7 protein-coding genes and 1 pseudogene are annotated in these 12,376 nt (G+C 39.9%); 2 read left to right on the forward strand and 6 right to left on the reverse strand.

The annotated features are described in order from the left end of the window. Nucleotides 1-181 precede the first annotated feature (181 nt). From I6N95_RS07155 to I6N95_RS07170, 4 genes are all read right to left on the reverse strand, one after another. Nucleotides 182-1,444, reverse strand: a complete 1,263-nt coding sequence (locus I6N95_RS07155; protein WP_209526165.1) for a YlbE family protein — start codon at nt 1,442-1,444, stop codon at nt 182-184. 1 nt (nt 1,445) lies between these two features. Beyond that, nucleotides 1,446-3,191, reverse strand: coding sequence for an acyl-CoA synthetase FdrA (gene fdrA / locus I6N95_RS07160; RefSeq protein WP_209526167.1), 1,746 nt, complete (start codon nt 3,189-3,191; stop codon nt 1,446-1,448). A 153-nt stretch (nt 3,192-3,344) separates the two neighbouring features. Continuing rightward, nucleotides 3,345-4,568: an amidohydrolase family protein gene (locus I6N95_RS07165; RefSeq protein WP_209526169.1), complete on the reverse strand. Its 1,224-nt coding sequence runs from the start codon at nt 4,566-4,568 to the stop codon at nt 3,345-3,347. Nucleotides 4,569-4,603: 35 nt separating this feature from the next. Next, complete coding sequence (locus tag I6N95_RS07170) at nt 4,604-5,848, reverse strand: citrate transporter (RefSeq protein WP_245249301.1); 1,245 nt, start codon at nt 5,846-5,848, stop codon at nt 4,604-4,606. A 598-nt stretch (nt 5,849-6,446) separates the two neighbouring features. Here I6N95_RS07170 and I6N95_RS07175 point away from each other — a divergent pair. After that, nucleotides 6,447-8,084: a PucR family transcriptional regulator gene (locus tag I6N95_RS07175; protein WP_209526173.1), complete on the forward strand. Its 1,638-nt coding sequence runs from the start codon at nt 6,447-6,449 to the stop codon at nt 8,082-8,084. Between the two features lie 124 nt (nt 8,085-8,208). Here the strand turns inward: I6N95_RS07175 and I6N95_RS07180 are convergent, their stop codons facing one another. Next, nucleotides 8,209-9,417 carry a pyridoxal-phosphate-dependent aminotransferase family protein gene (locus I6N95_RS07180; protein ID WP_209526175.1) on the reverse strand — a complete coding sequence of 403 codons (1,209 nt, stop codon included), beginning with the start codon at nt 9,415-9,417 and terminating at the stop codon, nt 8,209-8,211. A gap of 250 nt (nt 9,418-9,667) precedes the next feature. Between I6N95_RS07180 and I6N95_RS07185 the strand changes: the two genes are divergently transcribed. Beyond that, nucleotides 9,668-11,305 (forward strand): PucR family transcriptional regulator, encoded by a 1,638-nt coding sequence (locus I6N95_RS07185; RefSeq protein ID WP_209526177.1) that lies wholly within the window; start codon nt 9,668-9,670, stop codon nt 11,303-11,305. 77 nt (nt 11,306-11,382) lie between these two features. Here I6N95_RS07185 and I6N95_RS07190 read toward each other — a convergent pair. Further along, a pseudogene (locus I6N95_RS07190) lies at nt 11,383-12,325 on the reverse strand (carbamate kinase). Nucleotides 12,326-12,376: the final 51 nt, after the last annotated feature.

The following is a 12,376-nucleotide window of genomic DNA, read 5'->3' on the forward strand; positions in this document are numbered from 1 at the left end:
ATTTTTTTTGTGCACATCGAATAAATACTAATAGCGATATTGCTTCGATTTCATTTTTTTCAAAAAAGTCGCAAGTGATGTCTAAACGAACAACCCATTTTTCACAAACTTTCGCTAAAACAACAGGGAAGAGGTAAATCCTCCCCTGTTGTTTTAGCTTTATGAAAGTGTGAGCCTAATCTTACTGATTGATTCCTAATTTTTCGGCATAAGCAGTAATGGCTTTTTCAAAACAAGCCAAAGGAGGACGAACAGTCCCTGCTCCAATTTGCCCAATTCCCGCCTTTTTGTGGGCAATCCCTGTGTTGATAACAGGCGTAATGCCTGATTCCACTACTAAGCGAGCGTCGATTCCTAAACAAATTCCTTTGAAATCCCAAGTTGGCACTGGAAAGTTATTGTTGTGACTGATACATATTTCTGCCATCTCATTGCTGGTGTTCAACGCATCGTAAAAGCCTCCTGAACCAACAAAACGAGTCACTGCTGGTGCCGCGATCATGGCCATCCCGCCTACACCAAAGGTTTCCGTAATGGCGCTGTCGCCGATATCGGTGTTGGCATCTTCTCCGCTATAGCCTGAGAAGTACAACCCTTGTGGCGTGTTAACTGGACCTGTAAACCACTGATCTCCCATACCGCTGATCCGAATGCCAAAGTCTTTCCCATTCCGACACATGGCTGTGACCACAGTGCCCTCTTCAATCAAGCGAGCCCCGTCCATGACAGCTTTAGCGGCAGCCATCATGATGTTTAAGAAAAATTGATCGGTATCCGCTAAGAATTGGGATACTTCTTGTTTTTCTTTTTCAGCAATCGGCAAACTGGTAATAATCGGACCAACTTCTTTGTAAAAGGCTAAGGAAGCGGCGATATTTCGTTGATGAAACTCATCCCCCATAGCGATTGCTTTTGCCACTAGAACGTTGACATTAAGGCCCTCTTCCATGGTTTGAATGGCTTGGCTTAAGACTGGTCCTAAAGTGTCTCGCATCCAGCGTAAGCGGGTGATCACTTCATCTGAGTAAGCACCAAAACGCAAGACTGCCCCAATTCCTTCGTTCATCGTACAATAAGCTCGATTGCCATCGGTTTTATTTTCAACGACTAACAATGGCATATTGGCTGAGGTAATGCCCCCCATGGGGCCAACGGCATCATAGTGATGACAAGGGGCAAAGGCCACTTGTCCAGAAGCCAATAAGTGACGGGCTTCGGCTTCATTTGTTGCCCATTCTTCAAATAAGACGGCTCCGACACAAGAGCCTTGCATCGGATCGGTCATTTCCTCCCACGTCATAGGTGGCCCAGCGTGTAATAAGAGGTAACTGTCCAAAGCAGGAATCAGCGCCTTGGCTGGTTGAACATCCATTAAAAAGGGTGCGCTTTGTGTGATTTTATCAATAACGGCTTGATTAGCCTCATCAATTGTTTGGTAAGTCATATTAATTCTCCCCCTTTGAAGCAAATTGGAAATTGTTTAAGAAATACAGCGTCTTCTGCAAGGCAACATCGCCACCTGCCGAAGGGCGCCAATCGAAGTGAGCCACTTCCCCACCATTGTCAGTAATTGACTCTGTAAAGCTTTGTAAGCCGATGTTGATGACTTTTGGTGTTGTCGAGAGCAACTGTTCTAATTCAAATGAGACAGTAGGTAATTGCTTTAGAGGACTAGCCTCTTTCGGAAGTGTTTCTTTGGAAGTGAAGGTCAATTGGCCACCAACAGCTCTAATTGCTGTTGAAATTGCCTGAACATTATTCTGACAAACGACAACCCCTGCTTTTTCCAAAATTTCAATTTGTTGCTCAAAACCTTGCTTATCAGCGTCTGTCCCCACAACAATCCCTATAAACAGCACATCAGGACGAGCTATTTGGACCTTTTCAATAGCTCCTGTCAAAGCACTAGCCATATCTTCGTGGGCACCATAACCTAAAACCACATCAAGAATGACGACAGCCGTCTCGGGTTGGTCAAGCACCGATTCAATCTTCTCAATTCGAATTTCAGGATCAATCATCGGATGAGGTTTACCATTTGTGTATAAATCGTCGCCTAAGTCGATGACTTCATGAGGGCCTGCTTGTAGGATATATCCTGCTTGATGGTGATTATCACTAATCGCCAAAGCATCTGTCAATAAAAATGCTGCTTCATAAGCCAATGTGCCACCTGAATAGTATCCTTTAATTCCTTTAGTCGTTGATAATGGCACATCTTTTGCAGGAGCTGGAGTGTATGCAACTGCCTCATTAAGACTGATTTTGGTTGCTAACTGAGCAGCTTCTTCCAATGTATAAGCGTGATAAAGATTTTCTTCATGAGACCTTGGTTTCGATCCTAAGAATAACGTTACAACGGGTTTAGACAGTTTACGAAGGACATCTAATACCATTGTGGCAACTTCTTTTGCTGGCGGTTTTGAGATCACCACAATCACATCGGTATCTGCCGATTCGTTTAAGGCGATAATACTGTCAATCATTGAGACCGCCCCAACTTCCGTTGACAAGTCGCGTCCACCAGTTCCGATGGCATTTGTCACGCCTTGTCCATAACGATGAATCAATGTGGTAACTTCTTGGATACCGGTGCCTGAAGCCCCGACAACAGCTATCTTCCCTTTGCGAATATTATTGGTAAAGGCTAACGGCAATCCGTGAATGACGCCAGTTCCGCAATCAGGTCCCATCACGATAAGTCCTTTATCATGGGCTTTTTGTTTTAAACGCGCCTCTTCTTCAATGGGGACATTATCACTAAAAACGAAAGCGTTAAGTCCGTTATCGAGCGCTTTTTCAATTTCAAGAGCGGCATAAACACCTGGAATGGAAATCAAAGCGACATTGGCATCAGGTAGTGCCTTGAGTGCTTTATCCCAAGTGTTTATGACCTCTTTAGTTGCCCCTTCGCTTTCTTTTTGACTGTTTAACTCTGTTTCAATTAATGTCAACACTTCTTGCGTAGCTTCTTGTGAAGTCACTTCTAACATGACTAACATATCGTTGGAAGTTGCCTCAGCCATTTCTGGCGTATCAAAACCGCCTGCTACTAAAATATCTTTGTTAGCAGGCGTGCCCATCATAATAGACACTCGTTCAACCATGGGTAATTGATTTAATTTACTTGTTAACAACATTAAAACAACTGAATCTTGATAACTATTTTTTTTGATGATTGTCTGTAACATCGTTTCCACCTCATCTATTTTTTTATACGTCCAGTTAACTTCCACAGGAAAAGAACGCTGAACAAGCAAGCCGATCCTCGTCCCAAAACAACTTATCTAACGTCGGAGGTGTCTTATGTGTTTGGCGTTCTTTTCAGGAGTGTTAGACCAGTCTTAACGATGAATAACAGTTTCTTTTGTATTTTCTATCGTCACGCGTCCATTTTTAACCACTACTAGTCGTTCTGGAATATCAATAATGCTGTTATTTTTTACTTTAGTATCGAGTAGTACCACATCGGCTTGTTTTCCAATGCCGATTCCGTAGTTAGTCAAGCCAATCGCACGAGCTGGATTGGTTGTAATCATCGGCAATACTGTTGGTAAATCAGCTGCCCCACCTAAATGAGCAACAGGAATGGCTAGCATCGCTGTTTGTAAAATATCACCATTGCCATAAGGTGTAAAAGCGTTACGCATGTTATTGGTGGCAATGCAAACGTTGACCCCGCCATCTCTTAACTTGCGAATTGGTGTTACAGCACGTCGCACATTATAGGTATCATTACGAGCCCCTAAATGTAAATCTGTTGCTGGTAGGGCCATAACACTAATATTCGCCTCTGCCATCAGTTGAATAATAGGGGCTAATTTTTCTGGTGGTAATGCATGGAGTGCTGTTAAGTGACCTACAGATACCCGTCCTTGGTATCCTTCAGCAATGGTCTTTTGGCATAAATATTCAATTGACATGTTGTCAGCTTCATCTGCAAAATCCTGATGTAAGTCAATATCTTTGTCATATTTTTTGGCAATCTCGAAAATTAAATCAATATGTTCATTTGCTGGCGCATCGTTATATGGAATACCACCTACTACATCAGCTCCCATTTCCATGGCATCATACATCATTTTTTCAGTTCCCGGCGCTTTGAAGATGCCTTCTTGCGGAAAAGCCACAACTTGAATATCAACTAAATCGCGATACTCTTCTTTTAACTTCAAAATCATTTCAAAGCCGGTAAATCCTTGAGCAGGATCAAATTCTGAATGAGTTCGTATCGTGGTAACGCCACGGGCAACGATCAAATCCAAGACCGTTTTAGCTCGAGTGTAGACATCTTCACTGGTAAAAGTTGGTTTTAGTTCAGCAGTGACTTTAATAGCCTCTTGTAATGTTCCAGACTGATTTGGTTTACGATCCGCAATTAGCGCCTTGTCCAAATGAATATGACTTTCCACAAAACCTGGAATTAACACTCTTCCTTCGCCGTTGATCACACGATCAGCTGAGTCAGTAATCTCCTGATCGATCGCTACAATTAGACCATCTTTAATCGCCACATCTTTTAATTCTTCATCATCGTTCAATCGTACTTGTTTAAATAAAATATCCATAGGTAAACCCTCCTAGTAGTTTTGTAGATTCTTTGTTAACCAAAAATCAATGAAATAATTAGCAAAATAACTGATGCCATGCTAATCCACTTAATATTTCCCTTAACAATATCCAAAATTGGTGTTTGGAAACCAGAAGATAATGCTTGCATGGTAATATTGACAAAACTCATCTGACTGCCCAGCCCGACGCCAATTGTCACGAAGCCTAGAGCAAGGGGTGAAAAGCCTAATGAGACGGCAACTGGCAAGACTAAAGTCAAAACAGATCCCACATAAGCACCGGCAGGTATGCCGATTAAAATCCCGGTTAAGACAGCAACAGGTACAACTATCGCTGACGGTGCTGCTTTGGCAACCCCAGCAATCACTGCAAAAGTTCCTGTTTGAGCGATTACGTTAATGAAGGCTAAAAATATTCCCACTTGGAACAAACGAGTTAAAATATATGTTGAGCCATCAATCATTGCTTCCACAGACTGATTCATGTTGAATTTCGTGCAGAAGAAAATTAATGCTAACGTTACAATCATGTATACCATTGGCGTGAAAATCGTGATCCCAGTTAGTTGATTGACCAAGGGGCCAAAGATAACCGCAAACAGCAAGAAAATTGCTGGGATGGTCATCTTGAATAATTGACCGTTAGTAAATGAGTCATATTCACTGTTTTCTTCTTCTTTAAATCCAAGATTGCGACGTTTTGTTCCCCAAAAAGCTAAGCCAATCGCCAAAACTAAGAAAAATAACCAAAACGGGCGCATCGCAGCAACGTATTCAGCAACTGGAAATTCGCCTAATTTAGAAACAATACTTGACTCTAATGAAGCAGGCGATGTTGTAAATGACACAGCAGCTGCTAATGACATCGCTGCAATTAATTCAGGTACTGCCCCAACTGCTGCGAAAGCAAGAGGCGCAATGACCATGGCACTACCGCCACCAATTCCTGACATATAAGTTGCTGCTGCCAATAAAATGACGATAAAAGCAGACACATACTCCACTTTACCTTTAGTTCCTCGTTTAGCAAGAGTTAAAGCAGCGGTATAACCACCTGATTTAAACACTGCCATAGCGACGGCAGAATTGATAATTGGCACAGTAATGGACAACATACTAGGAACAGCTTCCAATAATTGCGTATTAGCATCTGCTAAACTCACCCCACCAATAATCATGGCCACAACCCCACCAGCTAAGCCAGCAATAATCATATCAACTTTTAAAAATAATAAAGTCAACACAATAATCAGCGGGATTATGGTTAATACAGCCATAAATCCAGTCGGTGTTTTAGTCGCTTCAATCCCTGCTGCTAATACGGGGTGAGCGATTAACAAACTCACCACAATACTCAAACCAGCGATACCTAACTGTTTCATTTTACTCATGTTGAAACACTCCTTTTTCTTATAAATCCATCATGTTTTAATAATCCGAATAAATCCAAAATCTACCTGTTCCCCTACCTGCTTATTTTAGCCCCTTTCATTTTCAGTCATCAGTAAATGAGTTCCCCATTTCTTTACTAGCTGACATCTCATTATTGATCGGAAGATCCAACTGTCTATCTCCGATTGTTTACGGAAGGTTTCTCGTCCCTTCTTCACCATTAATTCTATACTTAAATGGTGGGGATGCCATTTATGCCATAAGATAAACAGGAAGCGTTTTCTTATCTACTGTGGATAAACGAGAACTTTTTTATAGACATTTTGCACAATTATAGATATCATCTTACTGTACGTCGAGTATTTTGCTTAAATCACCCAAAAAAAGTGTAAAACCACCTATAAAAAAACAAGGGACGCTCGTCTATCTGTTTTGGATGGGGGCTTACTTAAGTAAAATTTCGCATTATAGGAGGTCAATGCAATGCCAATGACATTAACACATATTTTATCCTTACCCTCTCTTAAAGAGGCAACTTTATTAGAGGGACAAGAAGGTCTGACTAATGAAGTGAGTAATATCATGATCATGGAAGCACCTGATGTTGAAAAATGGGCTTCTGCTGGACAACTACTGTTAAGTAGTTTATTTAGCATTCAACACTTTTCGATCGACGAACAGGAATCTTTTATTGAAAAATTAGTGACACTAAACGTTAGTGGCTTAATTATTAAAACTCGTCGCTTTGTTGACGAAATTCCGCCGGGGATTTTATCTGGAGCTGCCCGCTTTCATTTCCCAATTATTCAAATACCAGGTTCTGCTGGCTATGAAACGATTATGATTGAAGTAATGCAGACACTCTTCAATCATAAAGCCAAACTTCTTGATCATTATCGAAAGGTTCATCAACATCTAATGACCTTAGCTTTGAATCAAAAAGATGCCAGCCTAAAGGAAACCTTAATGGCCTTAGAAGCTTTTATTAATAATCCAGTCTCCTTTTACAAGAATCGGAAGCAAGTGATATTTCAAACAGATCATCAGTTCAATGATTATCGGGTCATCAATGAATTGCCGCTTAAACAAGAAAATTTAAATTTTGAATGTTATCGTCAAACGGTTCGTTTTGATGCTTATCCTAATGACGACTACTCCCAATTACTCATTCCAGTGAAAATAAGTGCTGTTGGAACTAGTTATTTAATCATTCATGAGATAAATGAAACGGTTGGCGAAATGGACTTTATGGCCATTGAAAACAGCATCATCGCCTTGCAATTAGAATTGTTGAAATTAAACAGTATCAATGAAGTCAAGCAAAACTATTTTAATGACATTTTTGACGATGTCTTATACGGAAAGTATCATTCCAAAGAACAATTATCTGAATACGCTCAATTACTCAGGTTGGATGAACAACTGTCCTATCGTGTTGTCGTGTGGCAATTTAGTAATCAGTCATTTTCTGAAAAGCCTAGTTTTGAAGTTCGCAAAAAACAAAAGGAAATCGGCGAAAAATTGATGAGAAAGCTGTTGCAGTACTACCCTCATTTGACTTATCGCATTCGTAGCAATCGGATTATCTTAATCATCAGTGCCAATCGTTCGGAATTTGAACAAAAACAATTTAGTGATAACCTGTTGCGTATTCATCAAAATTGGCAAGACGAACCGATTCTATGTCGTGTAGGCATAAGCGATGCGACGTTCCTAGATGACATTAACACTGAAGCAAAAAAAGCCTTACAAGTAGTGCAACAAGCCACCCTCTTTTTTGCGGATGTCTTTGTCTTAACTTATGAGGACTTAGGGATATATCGAATGTTTGGCGACTTGATTCCTTTTCAAGATTATCAAAAATATATTCCTAAAAAGTTACAGCTCATCATTGACGCTTATCCTGATTGGGTAGACACCTTAAGCTATTTTTTAGATTTCAATCAGAGTTTAAAAAAGACTGCTGAACAGTTGTTTATTCACTATAAAACAGTAAGCTATCGCATTGAAAAGATTCATGAGTTAGTCAATCTCGATTTTGATAATCCAGAAGAAATTCTCCAATTACAAATCGGCTTGCGGCTGCACCGATTAATTAGCAACAAAGAAATTTTTGGTTAAATCAATAATAGTCTATTTCTCTTTTGGCGATATTCTTGTTATCGCCAAAAGAGAAGTTCAGCGAATAGTTGGTCTTGCTGCACATTAAAAAGAGGCTGGTTTTTTTAGACCAGCCTCTTAGTTATTACTTATGATAGATAGTTAATGCCGCTTGGACAGCCTGACCACGATTAAGAGTTGCACCGTGATACAAAAGAGTTGCTTCTAAGGCGCCCAGTACATGTAACACATTTTCATGACGGCTGCTGAATCCCATATTGCCAATTCGCCAAACCTTGCCTTGTAAGGCACCAAAAGATGAGGCAATCTCAACACCAAAGTGTTCCAACAACATAGAACGAACGGATTCTGCTTCGATGCCTTCTGGCACCATGATCGGCGTTACTGTCGGCATTTTTGTCTCAGGATCGCCGTACATCTCCAATCCCATTGCAGTAATTCCAGCGACAATCGCTTGGTCATTTAGCTGGTGACGTGCATAGCTGTTGTCAATCCCCTCATTAAGTAATAGGCGCAAACCTTCATGAAGAGCATAGATCAAACTGGTAGCCTCAGTGTGGTGATTGATTCTTTCAGAACTCCAGTACCGTTGCAATTGGCTTAAATCCAAATAATTACTAGCGATATGCCGGTCATTACGAAACTCTTTGCTTAAGCCCAATTCTTTTTGATAACGAGAATCTAGCACTTTTTCAACTTTATCATTGTAGGTAATCAAGGACAAACCTGAGGGGACGCTGAGACATTTTTGAGTCCCGGCAATGGCGATGTCAATTCCCCACTCGTCGACTTTAATTGGCACACCACCATAAGTAGCCACTGTATCAACGACAAAGAAAATGTTATGATTTTGACAATAGGGTCCTATTTTATCAAGGGGTTGCATTTGCCCGTTGGCCGTTTCCCCATGAACCATAGCCACAATTTTAGGTTGATGGTGATCAATCATGTCAATCACAGTTTCTTGACTGAAAACCCCATCCCATTCTTTTTCCTCATAAATCACTTCTGCTTGGGCTCGCTCACAGATTTCACCTAAGAGAAAAGCGAAACGTCCATAGACTGGTATCAGAACTTTATCACCAGGCTCGATCAAAGCGATCAGTGCAGCCTCTAAGCCTGAACGAGAAGTTCCATCAATGGCAAAGGCTTGTTTATTTTTAGTTTGAAATGGTACTTTAATCATTTCTTTTACTTCATCCATCACCTTTAAAAAGGTTGGGTCAAATTGTCCAACAATGGGTGTTCCCATGGCTCTTAAGACAGAGGGATGAGCCTCAACAGGACCCGGTGTCATTATAGTTCTAATCGGTGTCATAAATGGTTCAATCATACATACAGCTCCTTCAACAATTTTTTGAGTTAGTTGTCGTGTCAATTTTTTTGTTCGAAACTCACAACAACCCTTATGAAAGATGGTTTGTCTTTCACCTCTTATTCTTACTACTATTATCCTACTTGGTTCGACCTTGTTTCATTAGCGTAAATCACAATATCTAAAATACTTTTAGTCGTTTTGCACAAAGAAATCGGAAAACGCTTCCCGTATAATCAATTTATCATGGAAATATGGAGTGATTATCTTGACAACTTTAATTGAACTACTGACTGTCCCACGTTTTAGTGATTTACTTATTCTAACACCTGGAGCTGATTTAGCCCACGTAGTAGACAGCATCGAAATCACAGAAACACCTGACGTGGCTCTTTATATGCCAAAAAATGTCTTTCTTTTAACCACGGCAATGCACTTCCAAGATAGACAAGCAGAGTTAATCCCTTTAATTGATTCCCTACTATTAGCCCAATCAGCTGGTTTGGCCATCAAAATCGGACGATTCTTAGATGAAATCCACCCAGAAGTGATCGATTATGCTGTGGCAAACAAATTTCCTTTAGTTTTGATCCCTGAAACCAAGCCACTCGGGTCTTTATTGCATAAACTAACAAATTATATTCGGCATACTCAAACTGAACAAATCACCTACGCCTTGGATATTCAAAAACGCTTTTCTAATCTGCTAATCAATGACGCAAACCTGGCAAAAATTATCGGCGAGTTTGGTAAAATGGTACAAACACCTGTTATGTTACTAAATCCTTTTAAGGAGGTTGTTGCACAATCCAGCGATTTCAGCCAATCAAGAAAACCTCCTGAGTATTTTGTTAAACAATTGATGGAGGTGAACTCTTTTAAAAATGATAGTCAATTTCGTTCCGCTATCATCGCTGATTTTGATGAGAAAAAAATTCAAGTGGCGATTTACCCAATTAAAAGTAATAGTAATTTCCCCTACTATTTAGTCATTTTGAAACCAGAGCAAATACCTTATCCCGTTTCTGAATTTGCCATTGAACAAGCCATTTTAGTTCTGAGTTTTGTGCAGTTAAAAAATTTAAAAGTAACAGAATCTCAGCAAATGAGTAAAAGTGATTATTTTTTGAAACTAATTGAAAGTCAGCAGAATCCAGTTTTTGAGCAAAAAGAGTGGTTTCCTTTTGATTTAAATTTCGGGATTAAATATTCTCATTTTTATCAAATTATTTATGTTAATTGTCGCAATGACGAAAAGAGCAAGTTCGAATTAAAGTATAACCAAGAAAAAAGTCAACTTGCCAACTATTGGCTAGCAGAAAAATTGCCTCGCTACCTTAAGGATACGCTGGTCTTCCCGATTAAAAACAGCAATCAATTAGCGATTGTTCTACAAGCAAAAGAAGAAGCGACTAAAATCGTCGCCGTACTGACCTCTCTAGCTGAACAATTGGAACAAGCTTTACCGATTTCCTTAGCTTTTTCTTTTGGCCATTCCTGTAGCCGCTTAGACGCACTCTCAACCAGCTATATTGAAGCGAAAATCACGTTTGAAAGCTCAGTTTCTGATTTATCACAAAATAGGATTAATTATTACAAGCCTAAAGGGATGTTAAACTTATTTGATAATATGCAACCTGAGGAAGTTCGCTATTTTTGCCAATCGACTTTAAAAGAGCTGGCTTACCCAGAAACAAGCGCTCTGAAAGAATTGCGCAAAACCTTAAAAACATATTTGAACTATCAATGTGAAATCACCAGAACAGCTAACGAACTATTTATCCATCGCAATACAGTAAAATATCGAATTGATAATTGTCAGGAAATATTAGGAGAGTCAATTAATAACCCGGCAACTAGTCTTAACTTACGATTAGCTTTGGAATTGTCAACACCCATTGACTGAATGAAGCTAGAGCAACTTGCTCTAGTTTTTTTCTACATCGTAGTTTGGATCCAGCTTCACGCAAGAGGTAGCTTTTCTTATCCTTTGCTTACATGAGTTCCCGATTCACCTAACAAGGCTGATTCGGCCTCTTCCAAGGTACAAATAATCGCTTTTTTTCCTAATTCGGCAAAACGAATTGCTGCGGCTATTTTTGGTTTCAAACTACCACAAGCGAATTGATTTTCCTGATAGTAGTGTTTGGCCTCTGTTACAGTGATATTTCCTAATCGTTTCTGGGTTGATTTGCCATAATTTACGTAAATATTTTCAACAGTTGTCAACATCATGTAAACATCTGCATCTATTTTTTGGGCTAACTGTGCTCCAACTAAATCCTTGTCAACCACCGCTTCAATTCCAGCTAAAAGCCCCATTTGATCTTTATAAACAGGAATTCCGCCGCTCCCTCCTGCAATGACAATCGTGTTATTTTGAACCAACTTAACAATCGATTCAATGCCGTGAATTCGTTGCGGTTCAGGGCAGGGTACTAAGTGACGATAGCCTATGCCAGAATCTTCAGCCATCAACCAATTCTTTTCAGCAACTATTTGAGCTGCTTCTTCAGAGCTGTAATATAAACCAATAAATTTAGCTGGCTGATTAAACGCAGGGTCATTTTCAGCTACTTCTACTTGAGTTAAAAGAGTTACTACACTGCTGGTAGACCCTTTCTGTGCAAGAACATTTATCAAAGCTTGTTCCATCATATACCCCGATTAGCCCTTGGGCTTCCGCCGCACAGACATCGAGAGGAGATTTTGGGATAACATGATCTGCTTCCTCATTTTGAAAGAGAATGTTTTCAATTTGAGGGCCATTTCCATGAATCAAAACTATTTCATAATCCAAATCATCAATCTTGGCAATAAACTCAGCGTTGAGCTTAGCATTAAATAATTGCTTTTTATACGTTGGTTTTAGATTCGGTCGTAAAATGGCATTGTCTTCTACTGCGACTACTACACGTTTAGCCATCCTGATCCTCCTTTTACTTATCTTAGCGCCATTTGCTTCCAGAAAAGATAA

Source organism: Vagococcus allomyrinae, from assembly GCF_017829975.1.
GTDB lineage: Bacteria > Bacillota > Bacilli > Lactobacillales > Vagococcaceae > Vagococcus_D > Vagococcus_D allomyrinae.

Coding starts and splice junctions, on each gene's coding strand:
- I6N95_RS07180 (WP_209526175.1), bottom strand. CDS start 9,417: ATGATTGAACCATTTATGACACCGATTAGAACTATAATGACACCGGGT.
- I6N95_RS07155 (WP_209526165.1), bottom strand. CDS start 1,444: ATGACTTACCAAACAATTGATGAGGCTAATCAAGCCGTTATTGATAAA.
- fdrA (WP_209526167.1), bottom strand. CDS start 3,191: ATGTTACAGACAATCATCAAAAAAAATAGTTATCAAGATTCAGTTGTT.
- I6N95_RS07175 (WP_209526173.1), top strand. CDS start 6,447: ATGCCAATGACATTAACACATATTTTATCCTTACCCTCTCTTAAAGAG.
- I6N95_RS07170 (WP_245249301.1), bottom strand. CDS start 5,848: ATGGCTGTATTAACCATAATCCCGCTGATTATTGTGTTGACTTTATTA.
- I6N95_RS07165 (WP_209526169.1), bottom strand. CDS start 4,568: ATGGATATTTTATTTAAACAAGTACGATTGAACGATGATGAAGAATTA.